The 22,424-nt window shown below is 68.5% G+C and carries 21 protein-coding genes and 1 pseudogene; 9 read left to right on the forward strand and 13 right to left on the reverse strand.

What is annotated here, in order from left to right:
• Positions 1-2 precede the first annotated feature (2 nt).
• From ABZ195_RS05600 to ABZ195_RS05615, 4 genes and pseudogenes are all read right to left on the reverse strand, one after another.
• A complete protein-coding gene (locus ABZ195_RS05600; RefSeq protein ID WP_355215617.1) occupies positions 3-716 on the reverse strand; it encodes a DUF2334 domain-containing protein in 714 nt (237 codons plus the stop codon).
• A 70-nt stretch (positions 717-786) separates the two neighbouring features.
• A pseudogene (locus ABZ195_RS05605) lies at positions 787-1,275 on the reverse strand (glutathione peroxidase).
• 10 nt (positions 1,276-1,285) lie between these two features.
• Positions 1,286-3,400, reverse strand: a complete 2,115-nt coding sequence (locus ABZ195_RS05610; RefSeq protein WP_355215619.1) for a S9 family peptidase — start codon at positions 3,398-3,400, stop codon at positions 1,286-1,288.
• Positions 3,397-4,287 (reverse strand): phosphoribosylaminoimidazolesuccinocarboxamide synthase, encoded by an 891-nt coding sequence (locus ABZ195_RS05615; protein WP_355215621.1) that lies wholly within the window; start codon positions 4,285-4,287, stop codon positions 3,397-3,399. Before ABZ195_RS05615 ends, ABZ195_RS05610 begins: the two co-directional genes overlap by 4 nt.
• Positions 4,288-4,327: 40 nt before the next feature.
• Here ABZ195_RS05615 and ABZ195_RS05620 point away from each other — a divergent pair, with 40 nt between their 5' ends.
• Positions 4,328-4,942 (forward strand): hypothetical protein, encoded by a 615-nt coding sequence (locus tag ABZ195_RS05620; protein ID WP_355215622.1) that lies wholly within the window; start codon positions 4,328-4,330, stop codon positions 4,940-4,942.
• Positions 4,943-5,035: 93 nt separating this feature from the next.
• Positions 5,036-5,917, forward strand: a complete 882-nt coding sequence (locus ABZ195_RS05625) for a DUF559 domain-containing protein (RefSeq protein WP_355216093.1) — start codon at positions 5,036-5,038, stop codon at positions 5,915-5,917.
• Here the strand turns inward: ABZ195_RS05625 and ABZ195_RS05630 are convergent.
• Both ABZ195_RS05630 and purB read right to left on the reverse strand, forming a co-directional pair.
• Positions 5,914-7,116, reverse strand: a complete 1,203-nt coding sequence (locus ABZ195_RS05630; RefSeq protein WP_355215624.1) for a cytochrome P450 — start codon at positions 7,114-7,116, stop codon at positions 5,914-5,916. The genes ABZ195_RS05625 and ABZ195_RS05630 overlap by 4 nt on opposite strands.
• Positions 7,113-8,531, reverse strand: coding sequence for an adenylosuccinate lyase (gene purB, locus ABZ195_RS05635; protein WP_355215626.1), 1,419 nt, complete (start codon positions 8,529-8,531; stop codon positions 7,113-7,115). Before purB ends, ABZ195_RS05630 begins: the two co-directional genes overlap by 4 nt.
• A gap of 40 nt (positions 8,532-8,571) precedes the next feature.
• Here purB and relZ point away from each other — a divergent pair, with 40 nt between their 5' ends.
• A complete protein-coding gene (gene relZ, locus ABZ195_RS05640) occupies positions 8,572-10,287 on the forward strand; it encodes a bifunctional ribonuclease/(p)ppGpp synthase (protein ID WP_355215628.1) in 1,716 nt (571 codons plus the stop codon).
• A gap of 1 nt (position 10,288) precedes the next feature.
• On the opposite strand, the gene ABZ195_RS05645 is transcribed toward relZ, so the two are convergent.
• Positions 10,289-11,146 carry a methyltransferase gene (locus ABZ195_RS05645; protein ID WP_355215630.1) on the reverse strand — a complete coding sequence of 286 codons (858 nt, stop codon included), beginning with the start codon at positions 11,144-11,146 and terminating at the stop codon, positions 10,289-10,291.
• Between the two features lie 102 nt (positions 11,147-11,248).
• Here ABZ195_RS05645 and ABZ195_RS05650 point away from each other — a divergent pair, with 102 nt between their 5' ends.
• Positions 11,249-12,067, forward strand: coding sequence for a class I SAM-dependent methyltransferase (locus tag ABZ195_RS05650; RefSeq protein WP_355215632.1), 819 nt, complete (start codon positions 11,249-11,251; stop codon positions 12,065-12,067).
• Positions 12,064-13,038 (forward strand): phytanoyl-CoA dioxygenase family protein, encoded by a 975-nt coding sequence (locus ABZ195_RS05655; protein WP_355215634.1) that lies wholly within the window; start codon positions 12,064-12,066, stop codon positions 13,036-13,038. Before ABZ195_RS05650 ends, ABZ195_RS05655 begins: the two co-directional genes overlap by 4 nt.
• On the opposite strand, the gene ABZ195_RS05660 is transcribed toward ABZ195_RS05655, so the two are convergent.
• From ABZ195_RS05660 to ABZ195_RS05670, 3 genes are read right to left on the reverse strand one after another with little or no spacing between them, the layout of a single operon-like run.
• Entirely contained in the window at positions 13,035-14,453 is a 1,419-nt protein-coding gene (locus ABZ195_RS05660; RefSeq protein WP_355215635.1) for an APC family permease, read from the reverse strand. The two genes, ABZ195_RS05655 and ABZ195_RS05660, sit on opposite strands and share 4 nt — an antisense overlap.
• 54 nt (positions 14,454-14,507) lie before the next feature.
• Positions 14,508-15,488 carry an SDR family NAD(P)-dependent oxidoreductase gene (locus ABZ195_RS05665; protein WP_355215637.1) on the reverse strand — a complete coding sequence of 327 codons (981 nt, stop codon included), beginning with the start codon at positions 15,486-15,488 and terminating at the stop codon, positions 14,508-14,510.
• A 14-nt stretch (positions 15,489-15,502) separates the two neighbouring features.
• On the reverse strand, positions 15,503-16,114 hold the full coding sequence (locus tag ABZ195_RS05670) for a TetR family transcriptional regulator (protein WP_355215638.1): 612 nt from the start codon (positions 16,112-16,114) through the stop codon (positions 15,503-15,505).
• A 70-nt stretch (positions 16,115-16,184) separates the two neighbouring features.
• Here ABZ195_RS05670 and ABZ195_RS05675 point away from each other — a divergent pair, with 70 nt between their 5' ends.
• Positions 16,185-16,634 (forward strand): hypothetical protein, encoded by a 450-nt coding sequence (locus ABZ195_RS05675; RefSeq protein WP_355215640.1) that lies wholly within the window; start codon positions 16,185-16,187, stop codon positions 16,632-16,634.
• On the forward strand, positions 16,631-17,533 hold the full coding sequence (locus ABZ195_RS05680; protein WP_355216095.1) for an alpha/beta hydrolase-fold protein: 903 nt from the start codon (positions 16,631-16,633) through the stop codon (positions 17,531-17,533). The genes ABZ195_RS05675 and ABZ195_RS05680 overlap by 4 nt, the downstream gene beginning before the upstream one ends.
• A gap of 4 nt (positions 17,534-17,537) precedes the next feature.
• Here ABZ195_RS05680 and purD read toward each other — a convergent pair whose 3' ends face one another.
• Complete coding sequence (purD, locus tag ABZ195_RS05685) at positions 17,538-18,839, reverse strand: phosphoribosylamine--glycine ligase (protein WP_355216097.1); 1,302 nt, start codon at positions 18,837-18,839, stop codon at positions 17,538-17,540.
• Positions 18,840-18,903: 64 nt separating this feature from the next.
• Here purD and ABZ195_RS05690 point away from each other — a divergent pair, with 64 nt between their 5' ends.
• Positions 18,904-20,139 (forward strand): cytochrome P450, encoded by a 1,236-nt coding sequence (locus ABZ195_RS05690; RefSeq protein ID WP_355215642.1) that lies wholly within the window; start codon positions 18,904-18,906, stop codon positions 20,137-20,139.
• Positions 20,140-20,164: 25 nt separating this feature from the next.
• Positions 20,165-20,776 carry a TetR/AcrR family transcriptional regulator gene (locus ABZ195_RS05695; protein WP_355215644.1) on the forward strand — a complete coding sequence of 204 codons (612 nt, stop codon included), beginning with the start codon at positions 20,165-20,167 and terminating at the stop codon, positions 20,774-20,776.
• On the opposite strand, the gene ABZ195_RS05700 is transcribed toward ABZ195_RS05695, so the two are convergent.
• A complete protein-coding gene (locus ABZ195_RS05700; RefSeq protein ID WP_355215646.1) occupies positions 20,763-21,989 on the reverse strand; it encodes a hypothetical protein in 1,227 nt (408 codons plus the stop codon). The genes ABZ195_RS05695 and ABZ195_RS05700 overlap by 14 nt on opposite strands.
• Complete coding sequence (locus tag ABZ195_RS05705) at positions 21,979-22,422, reverse strand: carboxymuconolactone decarboxylase family protein (RefSeq protein WP_355215648.1); 444 nt, start codon at positions 22,420-22,422, stop codon at positions 21,979-21,981. Before ABZ195_RS05705 ends, ABZ195_RS05700 begins: the two co-directional genes overlap by 11 nt.
• Between the last annotated feature and the right edge of the window lie 2 nt (positions 22,423-22,424).

The following is a 22,424-nucleotide window of genomic DNA, read 5'->3' on the forward strand; positions in this document are numbered from 1 at the left end:
GGTCAGGCGGCGTCCGGCACGTCCGTCGAGACCGCCCTGGGCGCCCAGCGGTACACCGCGGGGGTGCAGCGATGAAGCAGGGCCAGGTCGACGGCGTCCAGCATGGCCTGGCGCGATCCGGGACGCCGTAGCTGCCCGGCGGCGACGGCGAGTCGCACGGTGCCCTCGCGGCGTGCGGTCCGCTCGGCCGAGAGCACCAGCGTTCGGCACCACCACGTCTCGGTGAGGAACCCCTCCCCGATGCCGACGACCCTGGCCCTCGACGTCGTCCCCCGGACCAGATCGGTGATTCCACCCAGCTCGGCGACCAGCCGAAAGCCGTTGCGCGGCAGCGCGGTCAACACACCCTGCGAGACGGTCCACCCCGGTGCGGCGAACAGCCTGGTCCGCAGGCCGAGGTGCTCGAGTACCCGGTCGGCCCCCGTCAACCTCAGGTTGGCCTCGTGCGCCTGCAGTGTCGCGAACTCTCCGCGGCGCTTCTTGGTGGCGGCCTCGTCGTAGCCGTGCAGGACGATCGCGTCGCCCTCGGCGCGACGCCGGGTCATCCACTCCACGGTGGTCGGATCCTGGTCGAGCCGGTAGCCACCCTTGTGCCGCGGCGCCACCAGCAGGGACACCGGCACGTTGCGCGCGGCGAGTTCGTCGCGGAAGGCGACCGCGTTGGGCAACGTGCGGTCGTTGATTCCGGAGATCGAGACGATCAGTTCTCCAGCCACGCCTCGCAGTGTCGCAACGCCAGGTGTGCAGAAGGTGTCGTCCGCGTGCGTGGGAGTTGACGTCTTGGTGTTACCTCGGCAGAACGGCCTCGATGGCGCTGATCACCTCGGGGGCGTCGGGTTCGGTGCGCGGCCGGAACCGGTCGACGACCTCGCCACCGGGCGCCAGGAGGAACTTCTCGAAGTTCCACTGCACGTCACCGGCCTGCCCGTCGGCGTCGGCGGTCTTGGTCAGCTCCGCGTACAGGGGATGCCGGTCGGATCCGTTGACGTCGGTCTTGGCCAGCAGGGGAAAGGTCACGCCGTAGGTCGTGGAGCAGAAGGACTGGATCTCCTCGGCGGTGCCCGGTTCCTAACCCATGAACTGGTTGCACGGTACCCCGAGCACCGTCAGGCCGCGGTCGCCGTACTCGGTGGCCAGTCGTTCCAGGGCCGTGTACTGCGGTGTCAGCCCGCACTTGGAGGCCACGTTCACGACGAGCACCGCGCCGTCGGCGAACTGGGCCAACGACGTCGGCTTGCCGTCGAGGGTGGTCAGTGAGATGTCGGTGATGCCCATGGCCGTGAGGCTACCGGCCTGCGCCGTAGTGGTCACGATCGGCGGTGGCGAGCACCCAGGCGTACATGAACGCCGCTTCCTTCCACCGTTCGTAGCGTCCGCTGATGCCGCCGTGACCGGCGCTCATCTCGGTCTTCAACAGCACCGGGTGGTCGTCGGTCTTGCTGTGGCGCAGTGCGGCAACCCATTTCGCCGGCTCGACGTAGTACACCCTGGTGTCGTTGAGTGACGTCATGGCCAGGATCGCGGGGTAGTCCTTGGCCGCCACGTTCTCGTACGGCGAGTACGACTTCATGTAGCGGTAGACCTCCTCGTCGGCCAGCGGATTACCCCACTCGTCCCACTCGGTGACCGTCAACGGCAGCGAGGGGTCGAGGATGGTGGTGAGCGCGTCGACGAACGGCACCTGGGCAAGGATTCCGGCGAACAGTTCCGGTGCCATGTTGGCCACCGCACCCATCAGCAAGCCGCCGGCACTGCCACCCATGGCCACCAGATTCTCGGGTCGGGTGACGTCGGTGCCGACGAGATGCGCTCCGGCCGCGACGAAGTCGACGAACGTGTTCTTCTTCTCCAGCATCTTGCCGTGCTCGTACCACGGCCGGCCCATCTCGCCACCACCACGGACGTGGGCGATGGCGAACACCATGCCCCGGTCCAGCAGGGACAGGCGCGCGATCGAGAACCGCGGATCCTCGCAGGATTCGTAGGCGCCGTAGCCGTACAGCAGTGTCGGGGCCGGATACGCCAGGCCCGCACGGTGGATGATCGACAGCGGGATCCGCGTGCCGTCGGGCGCGAGCGCCCAGTCCCGCCGCTCGACGTACTCCTCGGGTCGGTAGTCGCCGAGCACCGTCTGCTCGCGCAGCAGGGTGCGTTCGCCCGTCGCCAGGTCGACGTCGTAGACACGGACCGGCACGATGAACGAGGTGGTGCCCACCCGAAGCACCGGCGCTGACCAGTTCGGATTTCCCGACAGGCCCGACGACGTCAGCTCCGTCTCGAAGGTGATCTCCTCCGGAGTGCCGTAGGTGCCGTCCTCGTCGATGTGCCACAACTGAATTCGCGGCAGCGCATCGCTTCGATAGCTCACGACGAGGTGCCGCTCGAATGCGTCGACGGCGTCGAGGCGGACATCGGCCCGGTGCTCGACGAGCGTGCGGAACGCCGTCGGATCATCGACCGGCGCCTCGACGAGCGTGAAGTTCTCGGCACCGTCGTTGTGCAGGATCAGGAAGCGGTCCTGCCCGCCGACGACGGCATGCTCGACCGAGTACTCCACCGATTCGCGGCGCGGAAGGATCGAGACGAATTCGGTGTCCCCGTCGATGGCGTCGCCGTAGAACACCTCGGAGGTCACCGCGCTGCCCGCGGCGATGAACAGATACTTGTCGCTTCGGCTGCGACCCACCCCGACCCAGAACCGCTCGTCGGGTTCGTGGAAGACCTTGGTGGCGGGCAGGCCCGCACCAAGTCGGTGTCGCCAGACGGTGTCCGGCCGCCACGCGTCGTCGACCGTCGTGTAGTAGACGGTGCGGCCGTCGGCGGCCCACGTCGCCCCGGCGCCGATACCGGAGATGACGTCGTCGTACAACTCACCCGTGCGCAAGTCCTTGAAGCGCAACGTGTATCGCTCGTCGCCCACTACGTCGACCGAGAAGGCGAGGGTGTGACCGTCGATGCTGATCGACGCCGCGCCGAGGGAGAAGAAGTCGTGGCCCTCGGCTTCGACGTTCTCGTCGAGGAGTACCTGTTCTCCGGGGACCGGCTCGTTCTCGTCGAGCACCGGCGGCGTCCAGTCGGCGAGATCACTCACGGGGCAACGGCAATGGATGCCGTACTGCTGGCCCTCGACGCTGCGTCCGTAGTACCACCATTCGCCGCGGCGCGTCGGCACCGAGAGGTCGGTCTCCTTGGTGCGAGCCTTGATTTCACCGAAGATCTTCTGGCGCAACGGCTCCAGACCTTCGGTCTGCTGGTCGGCGTAGGCATTCTCGGCTTCCAGGTAGGCGATCACCTCGGGATCGGCCTTGTCGCGCAGCCACTCGTAGTGGTCGACGAACACGTCGCCGTGATGCTCACGGCGGTGCTCGACGCGCTTGGCAATCGGTGGTGTGCCGATCATTTGGCTCCGATCCAGTCTGCGAAGTTCAACCCGGAAATACGTTCGTAGGCTTCGATGTAACGACCTCTGGTGGCCTCGACGATCTCCGGGGGCAGTGGCGGTGGCGGCACGTCGGCGCTGCGGTCCCAACCCGAGTCGGGCCCGGTCAGCCAGTTGCGGACGAACTGCTTGTCGAAGCTGGCCTGCACCACGCCCTCCTCGTAGGAGTCCGCTCGCCAGTACCGGGAGGAGTCAGGGGTGAACACCTCGTCGGCGAGCACCATCCGGCCGTCCTCGTCGACCCCGAACTCGAACTTGGTGTCGGCAATGATGATGCCCTTGCTCAGTGCATGCTCGGCGGCCTGCCGGTAGATCGACAGCGTCAGGTCCCTCAGCTCGGTCGCCCGCTCGACGCCGACCACCTCGACGATCGCCTCGAAGCTGACGTTCTCGTCGTGACTTCCGAGCTCGGCCTTGGTGGCTGGGGTAAACAGCGGCTCGGCGAACTTGCTGGCCTCGGTCAGACCGGCGGGCAGGTCGATGCCGCAGACCTGGCCGGTGGCGCGGTAGTCGACGATGCCGGACCCGGTGAGGTAGCCGCGGGCCACGCACTCGACCGGCATCATCTGCAACTGCTTGACCACCAGCGCCCGGCCGAGCACCTCGGCCGGAATGCGCTCGTCGTCGGGCGGGCCCGCCAGGTGGTTGGGCGTGTCCAGCAGTTCGAAGAAGAACACGCTCATCGCGGTGAGGATGCGGCCCTTGTCGGGAATCTCGCTGTCGAGGATGAAGTCGTAGGCCGAGATGCGGTCGCTGGCGACGAACAGCAGATGGTCGGCGTCGATCCGATACAACTCGCGAACCTTGCCGCTGGCCAGATGTTGGTAGTCGGTCAGAGCTGGGCGCATCGGGCAAGACTATCGGTCCATCTGTGCTGGGATCACACCCATGAGCTCTCGCTACGTGCCGTACGCCACCACCCCCGGCCGGCTGCTCGCCCAGTTGACCAGCGACACCGTCGTCGTCGTGTGGACCGCCATCTGGGTGCTCGTCGGGCTCGCGGTGCACTCCGCGGTGGACACCATCGCCGACGTGGGGCGGCAGGTGAACGACGGTGCCACCGGGGTCTCGGAGAACCTGAACTCCGCGGGCGACAGCACCGACGACTTCCCGCTGGTCGGCAGCGCCCTGAGCAAGCCGCTGCGGGCGGCGAGCCGAGCGGCCCTCGACATCGCCGGCGCGGGCCACAGCCTCGACACCACCGCCAGCTGGCTGGCCGTCGTGCTCGGTCTGGCGGTCGCCGCACCGCCGATCCTGTTCGTCGCGCTGCCGTGGCTGGTCTTGCGCATCCGGTTCTTCCGGCGCAAGTGGACCGCGACCACGCTCGCCGCGACACCCGCCGGGGAGCAACTGCTGGCGCTGCGCGCGCTGGCCAACCGGCCGCTGGCCAAACTCGCGGCCGTCAGCATCGACCCCGTCGGGGCGTGGCGCCGAGACGACGCGATCGCCATCCGCGGTCTGGCCAACCTCGAGCTGCGGTCCTCGGGCATCCGCCGCAAATAGGCGATTTGTGCACTCACACCCGCGCTCGTCACGGGTATGAGTGCACAAATCGCGATACGGAACCCAGTCAACGGCTGGCGAGTCAAACCAATGGTGCTCGACGACCTCTTGCGGTGCCACGACGGTGTGATCACCCTGAGCCAGGCCCGGGATGCTGGACTGAGCCAGGATGCGGTCGAGAGACGTGTGCGTTCGGGGCATTGGCGACGTTGCGCACGCGGTGTCTACTTCGTCGACGACCGTCCGTTCACCGACGCCGCCCGCATCCGCGCCGCCGTCTGGAGCAACGGTGACCGAGCCGTGGCCAGCGGGCTCGCGGCCGCCTGGTGGCTGGAGCTCACCGCGTTCGCGCCGGGAACGGTCGAAGTGACGGTTCCCCGTGTCAGCAACCACAGATCTCGACCTGGACTTCGGCTACGACGCCGCGACCTCCCAGCCGCCGACGTGTTCCAGTGCAGGGGCCTACGCGTTACGACGCTGCCGCTGACGGTGGTGGAGGCCGCCGTCCGTCGCGGGGGCGGGCCCAAGCTGCTGGATAAGGCCCTGCAACGCCACACCCAACTGCCCGCACTGTGGACCGCGCACCTCCGAAACAAGGGCCGCCACGGTTCGCCGGCGGCGCGCCGACTGCTCCGAGCGGCGGATGACGGAGCACGGTCCAAAGCAGAACGTCTCGCTGCGCGGCTGTTCAGCACCGCGAGGATTACCGGCTGGAGAGCGAATCAACGCGTGGCTGGATTCGAGGTGGACATCCTCTTCCGTGCCGCAAAGGTGGCCGTCGAGATCGACGGCTTCGCCTTCCACAGCGACTCGGAGGCCTTTCAACGTGACCGAACCAGGCAGAATGCGATCACCCTCGCCGGCTATCAAGTTCTCCGGTTCACCTGGCTTGACTTGACTGAGTACCCAGACGAGGTCGTCGCGGAGGTTCGGCGAGCGATTCGTGCACGCCTGCCCGCGGCAGGCGCGGGTTAGCGTGCACGAATCATGACGGGGAGGTGACGGATGCCGGTGTGGCGATTGCTCCGCGTCCATTCGACCGGGCCCGCCAACTCAGCCGACGAGAAACGCGAAAGCAGCTCCTCGAATAGCACCCGCAACTCCAATCGTGCGAGGTTGGCGCCGAGGCAGTAGTGCACGCCCTGCCCGAAGCCCAAGTGCGGGTTCGGCTTACGGGTCACGTCGAAGACGTCCGGATCGGCGAAGACCATTTCGTCGCGGTTGGCCGACCCCTCCCAGATCTGCACCTTCTGTCCGGCCACGATCGCGCACCCGCCCAGCGTCAGCTTCCGCGTGGCGGTGCGGCGCTTCGACGGTGACGGCGAGGTCCACCGCACCATCTCCTCGACCGCCGTCGGCAAGGACTCCAGATCACCGCGCAGCGCGACCATCTGATCCGGGTTCTCGATCAACGCGAGCAGTCCGCCGGCGATGGCGTTGCGGGTTGTCTCCGCCCCGGCGCTGAACAGCAGGCTGAAGAACAGGTAGAGCTCGACTTCGGAAAGCACGGGGAGCGCGTCAGCCGCGGCATTGGCAACGATCGAGAGCATGTCGTCGGTCGGGTGGGCCCGTTTGGCGGCGATCAACTCGGCTCCGTAGGCGTACATCCGTGCGCCGTCGTCCGCGTTCACCGTGCGCCCCAGGTCGAACTGTGGCTCGATGGCGTGAAACAGCCAATGCCGTTCGGACTCCGGCACTCCCAGCAGGATGCAAATCATCTGCATCGGCAGCTCGGCGGCCACGTCGACCAGGAAGTCGAACGGCACCCCGGGTTCCACGGCGTCGAGCAGCCTGCGGGTCCGCGACCTCAGGTCGTCCTCCACCCGCCGGATCATCCGCGGGGTGAGACCGCTGCTCACCAGCCGCCGGATCTGGGCGTGCCGCGGATCGTCCATCATGTTGAGTACCTGGCCGGCGATGGAGAGATCCTGCAGGAGGGTGCCGCCGAACGGACGGGCACCCCCGGTCACCGACGAGAACGACGACGGATCGCGCAGCACGGCAAGGGTTTCCGCGTGGGTGGCGACCGACCAGAAGCCCTCGCCGTCGGGGGTGTGTTCGGTGGGGTCGTGCCAGTAGACGGGAGCCTCGCGACGGTGGACGGCGAACAGTTCGTGCGGGAAACCCGCCGCGAAGTTGTCCAGGTCGGTGAAGTCCACCGCCGCCAAGCTCACAGGATGGCGCCCGAGGTGTACGCCGCCGCCTCGGGATAGCGTCCGACCAACTGCTCGACCGCCGCGACGACGGCGTCGACCTGGGCACCGGCCGCGCCGGTGAACGCTTCCTTGTCGGCCAACGCCGCATCCAACGCCGCGCGGTCCAGCGGCAGTCGCGGGTCGGCGGCCAATCGATCGAGAAGGTCTGGCTCGGAACCCTTCTCGCGCATCGCCAGGGCCACCGCGACGGCGTGCTCCTTGATGACCTCGTGGGCCGTCTCGCGTCCGACGCCGGCACGGACGGCGGCGATCAGGATGCGGGTGGTGGCCAGGAACGGCAGGTAGCGGTCCAGCTCGCGCTGGATGACGGCCGGGTAGGCGCCGAACTCGTCGAGCACGGTGAGGAACGTCTCGATCTGGCCGTCGAGGGCGAAGAACGCGTCCGGCAGTGCGACGCGGCGCACCACCGAGCAGAACACGTCACCCTCGTTCCACTGCGCGCCGGCGAGTTCGGCGGCCATCGACCCGTACCCGCGCAACACGACCTGCAGTCCGTTGACCCGTTCGCAGGACCGGCTGTTCATCTTGTGCGGCATGGCCGACGAGCCGACCTGGCCCGGCGCGAACCCCTCGGTGACGAGTTCGTTGCCCGCCATCAGCCGGATGGTGTGTGCCAGCGACGACGGCCCCGCACCGAGCTGAACCAGCGCCGAGAGCACGTCGTGGTCGAGCGACCGAGGATAGATCTGACCGACGCTGTCCAACGTCGTTGCGAAGCCGAGGAATTCGGCCACCCGCCCCTCGAGGGCCGCCAGCCTCGAGGTGTCGCCGTCGAACAGGTCGAGCATGTCCTGCGCGGTGCCCATCGGTCCCTTGATGCCTCGCAACGGGTACCGGTCGACGAGCTCGCTGAGCCGGGTCAGCGCGATCAGCATCTCCTCGGCCGCCGACGCGAACCTCTTGCCCAGAGTCGTCGCCTGCGCGGCCACGTTGTGCGAACGTCCGGCCATCACCACGTCGCGGTAGAGCTCCGCCCGCTCGGCGAGCCGTGCCACCACGGCGATTCCGTGGGCGTGGACGAGTTGCAGCGACCGGCGGATCTGCAACTGCTCGACGTTCTCGGTGAGATCGCGGCTGGTCATGCCCTTGTGCACGTGCTCGTGCCCGGCGAGGGCGTTGAACTCCTCGATGCGCGCCTTGACGTCGTGTCGCGTGACGCGCTCGCGCTCAGTGATCGAGGCCAGGTCGACCTGTTCCAGGACCCGCTCGTAGTCCTCGACGACACCGTCGGGCACCGAGACGCCGAGCTCAGCCTGGGCGCGGAGGACGGCGATCCACAACCTGCGCTCCGCGACGATCTTGGCCTCCGGCGACCAGATCGCCACCATCTCTGCGCTGGCGTACCGATTGGCCAGGACATTCGGAATCGTCACGGATACACAGCTTACGACCCGGCTGAGGCAAGCTAGACCGATGTACTTCGTCGGCGTGGACCTCGCATGGGGAGAGCGCAAGCCCACCGGTGTCACCGTCGTCGACGACGGCGGCCGGTTGGTCTACGTCGGCGTGGCGCAGGACGACGCCAGCATCAGGGCAGCGATCGGGCCCTACGTGCAAGACGACTGCCTGGTGGCCTTCGACGCCCCGCTGGTGGTGAACAATCCCACCGGCCAGCGACCCAGCGAGGCGGCGCTCAACCGCGACTTCGCCAAGTTCGAGGCCGGCGCCCATCCCACCAACACCGGCAAGCCGGAGTTCGCCGGCACTCCCCGCGCAGCCCGCCTGGCCGCCGCGCTCGAACTCGACATCGACCCCGACTCCGCGTCCCCGCGGCGGGCCATCGAGGTCTACCCGCATCCGGCGACCGTGGCGCTGTTCCGGCTGGGCCGCACGCTGAAGTACAAGGCCAAGCCCGGCCGCAGCGTCGCGCAGCTGCGGTCCGAGCTGTTGCGGCTGCTTGACCTGGTCGAGACGCTCGCCCATGCCACGCCGCCGTTGCGGGTCGCCGACGACGACGGCTGGATTGCCCTTCGGCACCTGGTGGAGACCGCCGAACGCAAGAGCGAGCTGCGGCGCGCGGAGGACCCCGTCGACGCCGTGGTGTGTGCCTACGTCGCGCTGTTCGCCACCCGCCGACCCCAGGACGTCACGGTCTACGGCGACGCCGAGACCGGCGCCACCATCACCCCGACCCTGCCGCCGGACCTGCTCCCCGCCCCGCGGGAGGCGACGCCGGGCGCGGTGCGCGACGCCATCGCGGAGTTCGCCGCCCGGCGCCCGGCACTCGTCGGAGCGACCGAACGCTACCTGCACCTGGTGACGACGCTGCTCGACGATGCAGGCATCAACTACCTCGACGTCACGGCGCGGACCAAGTCCGTGGCGTCGTTCGCGGAGAAGGCCGACCGCAGCGTCGACGGCCAACGCCTCTACACCGATCCGCTCTCCGAACTCACCGACCAGATCGGCCTGCGGGTGATCACGTTCCTGCGCGACGACGTGACCACCGTCGCCAATCTGCTGACCGAGGAGATGCAGCTCCTCGACGACCGGGACATGGGCCAAGAGACGGCCCGCGAGGGCCGATGGGGTTACGCCAGCCGGCATCTGCTGGTGGCCGTCGCGGGTGAGCAACAGCCCGCGTCGATCCAGGTCCGGACCGTCCTGCAGCACGCGTGGGCGGAGTTCGAGCACGACATCCGCTACAAGGGATCCATTCCCGAAGAGGACGCTCCCGATCTGGACCGGCGGTTCACCCTCGCGGCCGGCCTCCTGGAGCTGGCCGACCGCGAGTTCTCCGCCATTCGGGAGCGCCTGAAGAGCTCCCCGCCCGCAGCGCGCTCCGAGCAGTCCGACGACCCCCGCATCGGCACGCCCGTGTTGGCGACCTATCTCGGCAACCGCTTCCCCGACGCCGGATGGTCGCGCACCGAGCACTACGCGTGGATCTCCGGGCTGCTGCTGGAACTGGGCGTCGACTCACTCGACGAGCTCGACGAGTTGCTCAGCGGTCTGGACACCGACGCGGTCAACCAGAAGATGGACTACCGCTACCCGGCCGGCGCGGTCCGCCGCCTCGACGATGCGCTGCTGGCGCGCTACGGCGACCGCTACGTGGGACTGACGGGCAACGCCCATCGCGTCGCCCAGCTTCAGGCCCGGCTCGAGAAGCTCACTGCCGCCTCGTGATTCACGGCTTGCGGGCCACCAGCACGTCCACCGGGTGGGGCACCACGCCCGGCCGGCCGGGCAACGAGATGTCGCGAATGTAGTCGAGCAACCGTTCGCGCGCCGGGGGCGTCAACGAGCGCGACCGCGCCCCGATGAGGAAGTCGAGCACGTCCTCGCCGCGCCCCAGCGGATCGCTCAACCCGTCGCGGAGGTCGAGATGTCCGGAGATGGTCTCGGTCTCGACGGCCAGGCCTCGGCGGCGTAGGTCGGCCTGGACGTCCTCGGCGAACCACGGCGTCTGCCCGGCCCACGGGCACAGCATCTCGGTCAGCACGCACAGCGGCTCCAAGGGGGCGACGGCCGCCAGCATCAGACCGCCCGACCTCAGCATGCGCAGCCCGTGGTCGAGGGCCGCGGAGAGGTTCGCCACGTAGTAGAGCGAGTGCACGAAGTGGACCAGATCGGCGGGGTGGCCGGCGTCGTGGTCGGCGAAGTCACCGATGACCACCGTCGGCACGAGCTCCGCTGCATCGAGTTCGTTCATCCGGGCGGCGAATCCGGCGGCCGACGGGGGATGCGGCTCCACGCCGGTGTACCGCACTCGGCGCCCGCCGGTCGTCAACGCCGCGGCAAGTGGCGCGTCGACGCTGCCGTCGCCGACGCCCACGCCGACGACCCGCACCGGATCGCAGTCGCCCAGCAGCGGAGGTAGCTCTGCCACCAGCCACTCTTGCAGGCGGCGCCGCTGGTCGCTGGCCGCCTCGTAGCGGGCGTGGGTGTGGGCGTACCGCTCGTTGGTCAGAGCCGGAAGAGCCGGCTGTTCCAGGACGCTTTCCCGCAGGCCCAGCAAGGGCGCGGGTAGTCCGATCATCGTCATTTGCCGCCATTGTTCCCGTGAAAGCGGTGCGAATGGGCCGATGGCCGAGGCCGACATCGTTGCGTAAGAAAAGGTCGCAGGGATCCATGGTTGGCTTGTGCGATGACCTCACCGGACACCGCGCAGCGCAGCCTCGACCACTGGAGCGAGGCCGGACGTGCGGAGATGGAGGCGTTCTACGCCCTCGCCACGGAGGACTATCGGCAGCTCGTCGCGGCGCGCGACTGGAACGCCGACCTCGCCGGACAGGCCGTCGACGGCCGCGTACGGCTGCTCGACGTCGCGTGCGGCAGCGGCAAGTTCCCGACCGCTCTTCTGGCCGGGGGCCTGGCCACCGAACCGGTGATCGAGGTCGACCTGCTGGACCCGTCGGCGTTCAGCATCGCCGAGGCGCGAGCGACGCTCGCACCGCCGTTCGTGGCGGCCGGGGAACACGAACTCGTGCTCCAAGACTTCTCCGACACCGGCTATGACCTCGCGTGGGCCACCCATGCGCTGTACGCCCTGCCGCCCACCGAGCTGGCGGCTGGCGTGGCGCGGATGGTCGCGGCCCTTCGTTCGGGCGGCTTGGGAGTGGTCGCGCAGGCCTCGTCGCGGTCGCACTATCTGACCTTCTACGACGCGTACCGGGCGTCGTTCGCGCCTGACGCCACGCCCTACACCGACGCCGAGGGGGTCGCCGACGCCCTGCGCGAGGCCGGCGCATCACTAGAAGTACAGACGCTCGGCTATCGCACCGGGACCTCCGACCGAGCCGTCGCCGAGGGCTTCTTGCAGCGCTGCGCGTTCGACGACACCGTGACCCTCGAACGGATGGAGGCCAGCGACGAGCTCGGACGGTACCTGGCCGGTTGCCGCGGACCCGACGGGTCCTACGAGTTCAGCCACGAGGCCCACCTGATCACCTGGAAGCAGCCATGATTCGCAACCCGCACCTGTCCGAGGCCACCGCGGCCGGCACCGCGTCCGACGTCGCCGTCGAGTGGGATCGCGGCAACGACCAGTGGTGGGACTGGTACATGTCCCTGGCCGACGGCCCGACTCCCGACGGCCCGCTGGTCGACCTGCCCGACCACGACCCCGGCCCGCTACCGTCGGACGACGAGGTCACCGCCGAACTCGCCCGGGCCTATCCGATCACCGACGAGCAGATCGAGCGCTTCCGCACCGAGTCGTTCGTCAAGCTGCCCGGCGTGCTGACCCCCGGGACGGTGGAGCGTCTGCGAATCAGGTTGCGCGCCACGCTCGACGAGGCCGTCGACCCAGCGGTCGGCTTCCAGAGTCGCGAGATGATGTGGCTGGACGACGAACTGGTGCGCGCCGCGGTTCTGTCGCCGCGCATCGGCGGCATCAGCGCGGCCCTGCTCGGCACCGATCGGGTCCGGCTCTACCACGACAACGCGCTCTCGAAGGAGCCCGGTGCTGGCCGCACCCCGTGGCACTACGACGCGCACCACTTTCCACTCGACTCGCCCCAGGTCTTGACGGCGTGGATTCCGTTGCAGCCCACCCCCCGCGAGATGGGCCCGTTGGCCTTCGCCCGCGGGGCCGAGGTCGGCAACCTGGTCGACGACCTCGAATTCGACAAGCACGGCACCTCCTATGACCGCGGGGTGTCGGAAACCCTTCGCGCACACGGCGTTCAGGTCGAGGACGGTCCGTTCGCGGCGGGCGAGGTCAGCTTTCACGGCGCCAATTGCTTCCACACTGCCGGCGCCAACCGCACCACCGCGGCACGCATGGTGCTCGCCAACACCTACTTCGCCGACGGCGTGCGGGTGGTGCCGAGCCCGACCATGGTGAGCGGTGACTGGCGCAAGTTCATCCCCGGCGCCGAACCGGGCCAGGTGGTGGCCAGCCCTCGTAATCCGCTGCTCGCACCCTGCGTCTAGGGTTCGGCGTCGAGCTTCTCGACGTCGGTGATGCCGGGCCCGCGGATCCCCAGGGCCCGGTTGATCGCCAGCGTGACGCCGAACAGGACGACGCCGAGTGCCACCAACGCGATCGCCAGCACGTACTGCTGCAGCGGCCGGCCAGAGAGCGGCAGCACCAGGTAGGCCGAGGCGACGAAGCCCACCCACGGCAGCCAGGTCGGAGTCCGAAAGTGCGCCTCCCGGTGAACGTCCTTGCGCAGCACCAGGACCGCGATGTTGACCACCGCGAAGACCGCGAGCAACAGCAGCGACGTCGTGCCACCGAGGGTCGAGATCGCCTTGTCGTTGGCGAACGCCGTGACGTAGAGAATCAGCGCGAACGCGATCGAGGTGGTGAACAGGATCGCCACCCACGGCGTGCGACGCGAGGCGTGGACGGTGCCCAGCACCGGCGGCAGGACGTGCTGCTTGGCCATGCCGTAGATCAACCGGCTCGCCATCAGCATGTTGATCAGCGCGGTGTTGGCGACGGCGAACATCGAGATGAAGGGCAGGATCTTCTCGATCGGCAGACCGGGCGCACCGGCCTTCACCACCTCGACCAGTGGCGTCTCGCTGGCCTCCAGCGCACCCACCGGCACCAGTGCCACCGCGACGATGGCGACCACGATGTAGACGACGCCCGCGATGCCCAGCCCGGTCAGCAGCATCTTGGGAAAGATCTTGACCGGATCCTTGGTCTCCTCGGCCATATTGACCGAATCCTCGAACCCGACCATCGCGAAGAACGCCAGCGAGGTGGCAGTCGTGACGGCAAGGAAGGCGTTCTTGTCCTCCGCGGTGTCGAATGCGATCACCCGGGAGAAGTCGACGGCCTCACCGCCCTGGGTGAACGCCCAGAACCCGACGAAGATCACCAGCATCAGCCCGGTGATCTCGACGATGGTCAGCACCACGTTGAGCTTGACGCTCTCGCCGACGCCGCGCAGGTTGACCGCGGCCACCATCAGCATGAAGAGCATTGCGACGGCGACGATTCCGGCCGTGCCCCAATCGAAGCCGAAGCCCTTGAAGAAGTTGGAGGCGAAGAAGCGCGACGCGGTGGCCGCCGAGGTGATGCCGGAGCACATGACGATGAACGCCACCAGGAACGTGACGAAGTGGATGCCGAACGCCTTGTGCGCGTAGAGCGCAGCGCCGGCGGCCTGGGGATACTTGGTGACCAGTTCCAGATAGCTGAACGCGGTGACCATCGCGATGAGGAACGCCACCAGGAACGGCAGCCACGCGGCACCACCCACCTCGGCCGCGACGTCGCCGGTCAAGGCGTAGACCCCGGTGCCGAGGATGTCTCCGACGATGAAGAGGAGCAGCAGGCCGGGACCCATCACGCGTTTCAGTTCGGGCTGGTTCTCCACGGTGGCCTGAGCCATGACGCCTCCCTGATAGTCAGCTGTGAGTCAGGGTCCAACCATTGCAGGAAAAGATCAAGCACGCAGCGCTATCCAATTGCGCGACGTGTCCGTCATGGCGGAGACCCCGTCGAGGAACGTGGCGACCACGGCGGGATCCTGCGGACGCTGCCAGCCGAACGTCGTCGGCCGTTGCGCCCGATCGTGCCAGAAGTGCGGAGACTGCGACCGGGGGCGGGTCGCCAGCAGCCAGACGGCAGTGTCGGCGCCACCGGCCGCATCGCGCAGGATCGGCCCGGTGAGTCGTTGAAACGTCGGAAGGGCTTCGGCGACACCGGGAGTCCTCGCCCACCCGGGATGCATGCTCTCCACGCGTACGTCCGTCGCCTCCAGTCGCCTGGCCCACGCGTCGGCCAGCACCACCTGCATCCTCTTGGTCTTGGCGTAGACCCGAACGCCGTCGTAGTCACCGCGGGCCGACTCGAGGTCGCCGACGGACAGCGGCGCGCTGTACATCCCCCCGGAGGAGACGAACACGACCGACGCCCCGCCGGCGTTGCGCAGCAGGGGCAGAAGGCGTTCGGTCATCAGGTGCGGACCGAGTACGTGACAGGCGAACTGCAATTCGTGGCCTTGCGGTGTCACGTCGCGTCGCTTCGGCATGGCGCCCGCGTTGTGCACCAGGCCGTGCAGGGCGTCGACGCGGCCGGACAGGTCCTCGGTCCACGCCCGCACGGCGTCCAGATCGCCGACGTCGCAGACCTCGTCGACGATCACCGAGCCGGGGACGGCGCCCCGGATCACCCCCACCGAGTGTCTGACCTTGTCGGGGTTGCGACCCAACAGGTGAACGATGGCGCCCAGCTCTGCGAACGATCGTGCCATTGCCTCGCCGAGACCAGAGGTGGCCCCGGTGACGACGACCCGCTTGCCGGCCATCGAGTTGGCGCCGGGATCGGCGGGCCACCAGAGCCGTCGTACCCCGGAGCCGATCTTCGAATAGCCCAGCAGCACCGATCGGTCCAGAGCGGCGTCGAGCAGATCGGTGACGTTCATGGCACCGAAGGTACTCAGCCGAAGGGCGCCAGCACGTCGATGACGTCGACGAGCGTCGCGCGGGCGGCGGCCCTCGGTCCGTCCCCGACACCGACGAGGGACGCGACGACCGCGCCGTCGACGGCGCAGACCAACGCCGTCATCAACTCCGACCGCACCGACCGACCGGAGCGTTCGATCACCTCGACGACGGCCTCGGTTCGCTGCTTCATGATGCGGCGCTGCACGTCTCGTAGACCGGGCTGTCGCGCGCATGCGATGTACCGCTCGTAGCGGGAGATCAACTGCTCGGAGACCCGAGTGTCGGGGCCGTCGCCGACCAGGAAGTCGACCAGGACGTCGGCGGTCGACTCGGCCCCGCGGCGGCGCCTCGGCAGGGCTGCGACCCTGGAGTCCAAGACCTCGGCGTCCCGGATGCCGACGTACTCGACGGCCCGCTCGACGAGGTCGTCGAGGGAGGAGAAGTAGTACGTCGTGGAGGCCAGCGGCAGGCCCGCCCGGCGGGCGACGGCGCGGTGCCGGACCGCGTCGAAGCCACCTTCGCACAACAGCTCGGCGGCCGCGCTGACCAGCGCGTACCGTCGCCTCTCCCCCTTGGGGGTGACCGCTGCCGTCACGTGTTGCATGCTGCCAGCAACGGCCCCACGGTATGGGGCTTTCGACCAACTACTAGGGCTCCACGACCGAAAGGCGACCGTGTTCTCACCCGCGTCGAACCCACCCGCCACATCCGCCCCGCGCGTACTCGCCAGGGTGCTGTTGGGCGCCGCCCTCGTCTTCGCCGGAGTCAGCCATCTGACCTTCGCTCGCAGGGCCTTCTACGCCCAGATTCCGCCGTGGCTGCCGCTGGACGCCACCTTCGTGATCATTGCCTCCGGCGTCGTCGAGATCGTCCTCGGCACGGCCATCGTGGTGTTGCCGCGGTACCGCGTTCCGCTTGGCTGGGCGGCCGCCGCCCTCTTCGTCGTCGTCTTTCCCGGCAACGTCTCGCAGTTCCTGACCCACAGTTCCGCCTTCGGTCTGGACTCCGACCTGTCCCGCGGCGTCCGCTTGTTGTTTCAACCGCTTCTGGTGGCATGGGCGCTGTGGTGCACCGGTGCGTGGTCCTCGCTGCGGAGGTCGCCACCCCAGACGCCAGTGGCATGATGGCCCGCATGTCTGAACTGAGCCGGCGCGCCGTGCTGCGCCTCGGCGCGGGGGTCGCCGCGGGTGCGGCCGGGGCGTACGCCCTGGGCTCGACCCCGAACCCGGCCCCGGTGACGCAGCCGCCCGTCGCGATGACGGGGATCGGCGCACCGCTGGCACCGCCGCTGCCCCTCGAGCCGACGGCCCCCGCCCCGACCTACGTCACGGGATCGTTCGTGTCCGCGGCGCGGGGCGGCGTGCCGACCAACTGGGCGATCGCGCGGCCGCCCGGCCAGACCGGTCCGCTGCGCCCGGTGATCGCCCTCCACGGCAAGGGCCAGGACGCCGCGGGCGTGATGGCAGGCGGCGTGGAGCAGGGCCTCGCCCAAGCGGTCGCGGCGGGTATTCCGCCGTTCGCCGTCGTGGCCGTCGACGGCGGCGGAAGCTACTGGCACGCACGGACCTCGGGCGAGGACTCCGGCGCGATGGTCCTGAACGAACTGATTCCACTGCTGGGCCAGCAGGGCCTGGACACCTCTCGGGTCGGGTTCCTCGGTTGGTCGATGGGCGGCTACGGCGCGCTGCTGCTCGGCTCGAGACTCGGTCCGGCCAAGACCGCGGCGATCTGCGCGGTCAGTCCGGCACTGTGGACGTCCGCGGACGCGACGGCCCCCGGTGCGTTCGACGGCGCGGCCGACTACGCCGCCAACAGCGTGTGGGGCCTGCCGAACCTGGCGTCGATCCCGATCAGGGTCGACTGCGGCGACAGCGATCCGTTCTACGCCGCCACCAAGCAGTTCATCGGGCAACTGCCCAACCCGCCTTCGGGCGGGTTCTCCCCCGGCGGCCACGACGGCGCCTTCTGGAGCTCTCAGCTTCCCGCCGAAATCGCCTGGATGGCACCGCTTCTCGTCGCCTAGCTGGCTACTGCCCCGGGTCGCTTCGCTCCTGCCCGCCGGTGAGACCGACGCGACCTTCGGCAGCAGCCAATCCGATGTCGGAGCGAAAGTGGCTTCCGGGCAGGCGGATGTCGGCCATGACGGCGTAGGCCGCCTCGCGGGCCGCCACGAGGTCGGCGCCGGTGCCGACGGCGGAGAGCACCCGGCCGCCCGAGGACATCACCGCGCCGTCCTCACGTCGGGCGGTACCCGCGTGCAGCACACCGGGCGCGTCCGACCCGGTGATGACGTCACCCACCCGAGGACGCCCCGGGTAGTTCTCGGCGGCCAGCACGACCGCCACCGCGGAACCCTCGGACCACTGCAGGGCCGGTTGGTCGGCCAGCTCACCGACGGCGGCGGCGTGCAGCAGCTGCCCAAACGGGCTCTGCAGCAGTGCCAGCACCGCCTGGGTCTCGGGATCGCCGAAACGGCAGTTGAATTCGACGACGGCCGGACCACGGGAGGTAATCGCCAGCCCGGCGTAGAGCAGTCCGGAGAACGGACATCCACGCGCGACCAGTTCCGCGGCAACGGGTGTGACGACGTCGTCGACGATGGCCGCCAGAACGTCGGACGGCAGCCACGGCAGGGGGGTGTAGGCACCCATGCCGCCGGTGTTGGGGCCGGCATCGCCGTCGCCGACTCGCTTGAAGTCCTGAGCGGGTAACAGCGGCACCACCGTCTCGCCGTCGACGATGCAGAACAGCGAGACCTCCGGGCCGTCGAGGAAGGACTCGAGCAGCACGGGATGCCCAGAATCCAGGAGGCTGGCCGCGTGCGCGCGGGCCGCGTCGCGGTCCGCGGTCACCACCACGCCCTTGCCTGCGGCCAACCCGTCGTCCTTCACGACCCAGGCTTCGTCGCCGGCGGGCGGGCCGAAGCGGTCCAGGGTGGCGTCGAGGCGGGCGGGATTGTCGACGATCTCGCTTCGCGCGGTGCGCACGCCCGCGGCGTCCATCACGTCCTTGGCGAAGGACTTCGCGCCCTCGATGCGGGCGGCGTCCTTGGACGGTCCGAAGCACGCGATTCCCGCCGCGCGCACGGCGTCGGCGACACCGAGGACCAGCGGCACCTCGGGTCCGATGACGACGAGGTCGGCTTCGACGCGCTTGGCGAGTCTCACCACCTCGTCCGCGGAGGTGACGTCGACGTCGTATTGGTCGGCGACGGACGCCGTACCGGCATTGCCGGGCGCCACCGCGAGGGCGTCCACCTCGGGGTCGCGACGCAACGCCAGTAGCAGCGCATGTTCACGGGCACCGGATCCGATCACGAGGACTCGCACGGTCGTCAACCCTAAACCTTCAGATTCGGCCATACACTTTCCAATACGGTGTATGGTCTGGCACATGGCGACCGCACCAAGCGCATGCCCCTTTGGGGCGGGGTATGACTTCACCGATCCCGACGTCCTGCTCCGGGGCATCCCGGTCACCGAGTTCGCGCAACTCCGCAAGACCGCCCCGGTCTGGTGGAACGAGCAGCAGGAGTCGATCTTCGACGACGGCGGCTACTGGGTGATCAGCAAACACGAGGACATCAAGGCCATCTCGCGCAACGGCGACCTCTGGTCGACCAACCGCAAGGGCGCGGTCATGCGGCTGCCCGACGGCGTCACCGCCGAACAGCTCGACCTGACCAAGGCGCTGCTGATCAACCACGACGCACCCGAGCACACCCGGTTGCGCAAGATCGTCTCGCGCCTGTTCACGCCACGATCGGTGGCCGCGCTCGAGGAGAAGCTGGCCGCGGCCGCCCGCCAGATCGTGGCAGAGGCGGCAGCGAAGGACGGTGGCGACTTCGTCGCCGACGTTGCCACCAGATTGCCCCTGCTGGCCATCGCCGACCTGATTGGCGTGCCGGAGTCCGATCGCGAACGGCTATTCCACTGGACCAACTGCATCATGAACACCGACGACCCCGACTTCGACTCCGATCCGACGACCGCGAATGCCGAACTGATGGCCTACGCCTACTCGATGGCCGAGGAACGCAGGCGCTGCCCGGCCGACGACATCGTCACCCGGCTCGTCCAAGCCGACGTCGAGGGCAACGCCATGGATGACATCGAGTTCGCGTTCTTCGTCATCCTGCTCGCCGTGGCCGGCAACGAGACCACCCGCAATGCCATGACCCACGGCATGAACGCGTTCTTCGACAACCCCGACCAGTGGGAGCTGTTCAAGAGGGAGCGACCGGCGACCGCGGTCGACGAGATCGTCCGCTGGGCCACCCCCGTGCACTGCTTTCAGCGCACCGCCCTGGCCGACGTGACGGTCGGCGACGTGACGATCGGAGAGGGCCAGCGGGCCGGTCTCTTCTACAGCTCCGCCAACTTCGACGAGACCGTCTTCGACCGGCCCTTCGAATTCGACGTGCTGCGCAACCCCAACCCGCACTTGGCCTTCGGCGGCAACGGCGCGCACTTCTGCATCGGCGCCAACCTGGCCCGCATGGAGATCAAGCTGATCTTCGACGAGCTCGCCGACCAGATCCCGGACATCGCCAAAGTGGCCGAGCCGCAACGGCTTCGATCGGGGTGGATCAACGGCGTCAAGGAGCTGGCGGTCTCCTACCGGGGCTGACTCGGCGTCCGGTTACGATTCCGTCGTGCGCACCCACGGCTGGTCGGGATCGGCGCCGGCGACCGACGAGGAGGCCGTGGCGCGGATCCTGGCCGCCGCGAGCAAGGCCGTCGACGAACGCGGTGCCGACGTGGGCATCGCCGACGTCGCCCGCACCCTCGGCGTCACCCGTCAAACCGTCTACCGGTACTTCGCCAGCACCGAGGCGCTCCTCGTGGCCGCCGCCGTGCACGCCGCCGACGACTTCCTGGAACGGCTGGCCGAACACCTTCGGGGCCGTAGCGACCCGGTCGACGCCGTTGCCGAAGCCATCGCGACAGCGCTGGAATGGCTGCCCGAGGACAAGCACATCGGTCTGCTGATCGCGCCGGGCCGCGCCGACGAACACACGGCCTCGGTGACCTCCGACGTCGCCCTCCGGTTCGCCAACGCCATGCTGCGGCGGTTCGACGTGGATTGGGCCGGCCGCGGCTTCTCCGAGGCAGACCTCGACGACCTCGCCGAGTATCTGCTGCGGATCATTCAGTCCTTCGTCATCGACCCCGGCCGGCCGCCCCGGACGGGTGAGGCGCTGCGGGGTTATCTGAGACGGTGGGTCGCCGGCTCGATCGTGCCGAGCACGCTCACACCACCGTGAGCGGCAACGACTTTCGTTCCTCGAAGACCCAGTTGGCACCGCCGCTGAACTTCGTCACCGCCACCTCACCGAGTTCCTTGGTCGGCGAATCGGATTCGATCACGCGCACCGTCCAGTCCGATTCGGTGCCGGAGACCTCGGCCCGCAGGTACGGGTCGACGGCGGCGGCGACGGCCTGCAGCGGCAGATCCGCCACCGGCGACACCAGTGAGATCCACGCGCCGTCCTCGTGGGCCGGTGAGCGCCGGACGTGAAGGGACTCCGAGTCGACGTCGACCGACACGTACGCCGCCGGATTCAGCAGCGGGTGTAGTTCCAGGACACGAAGTGCACCCTTGGCGTCACGCGAGATCCCCAACGCGCGGTGGATGCGCTCGGCGGCCACCCCGGCGATCCCGATCAGCTGCTTGTAGCGGATCGACTGCTCCAGCGCCACGTCGTCCTTCGCGCGAGCCTTCACCGCGAGGGTGAACGACAGCACCAGCAGGTGCATCTGCAGGCACACTTCGTCGGCGATCCGGACCAGCGCCGAATGCGAGAACGCACCGAAGTCGACGTCGGCCAGCAGCTCACCCGAGTAGTCGGCGGCACCTTCGTCGTCCGGGTCGATGGGATCCAGCTCGCAGGCATGAGCGCGGCTTGCCGCGACGACGTCCATCGCCGGGATGAACGGAACCTCTGGGTACGACTCGTCGATGATCACCGTCCACGCGCAATGCGGAGTGCGCCCGGACGGCACCCGTGGCGGCCGGTGGATCGGGCGCACCTGCGCCTTGCGGTTGGTGGCCAACGCCGTGGCATCGAAGGTCGGGTCCTCGATGTCATGGCACATGCCGTGGACGTAGTCGTCGCCCATCGGCTCCACGTCGAGCAACGCGCCGCAGTGGTCGAGGTGGAACTCACCGTGCCAACGGTCGTGCACCGTGTAGCGGAAGTCCATGAACTGCGGCGGGGCCCCGATGTCGAGCTGTAGCCCCTTGAACAGCGTGAAGATGTCGACGCCTTCGTACTTCAGCGCCTTCTGCATCCGCCTGGTGTAGAGCGGGCTCGACGCGGCCCACTCCTCGATCGCGATCTGCAGCATCTCCTCGCGTCCCCACGCGCTGATGCAATGCGCCATCCCGGACCGGTCGATCAGCTGGCCGATCAACAGCAGCTCGGGCACCAGGGTGGCGAGCTCCTCGCGCGAGAGCGCGGCATATCTACTCGTCATCGAGTGTCTTCCCCGTGCTCATCTTGACGGCAGTGTTGACGTTGCCGCGCTTGTCCTCAGGAGAACCCTTGTCTGCCGCCTTCTTTCGCTTGGCGGCCACCTTGCCCACCACCCCATTCAGACCAGCGCCTCGCGGGAAGCCGACGTATTGGGTCAGGAAGATGGCCATCTCCTTCAGCTCGTCCTCGGTTAGCTCGCCATTCGCCATGGCAGCGTTCACCTGGATTTCGGCCAGACCCTGTTCACCGAGCGCGGTCACGACGGCCAGCGTCATCAACCTCTTGTCGCGCATCGATAGGCCGGGCCTGGTCCAGATCGTGCCGAAGAGATGGTCGACGGTGAGGTCGAAGAAGGCATCGCCCTCGATGTTGGGCATCTCCCATGAATAGACCTCGTTCATCTTCTCGAGGCCCTTGCGGCGTAATTCGTCCATCG

The sequence above is a fragment of the Mycobacterium sp. NPDC006124 genome, assembly GCF_040614235.1.
Classification (GTDB): Bacteria; Actinomycetota; Actinomycetes; order Mycobacteriales; family Mycobacteriaceae; genus Mycobacterium.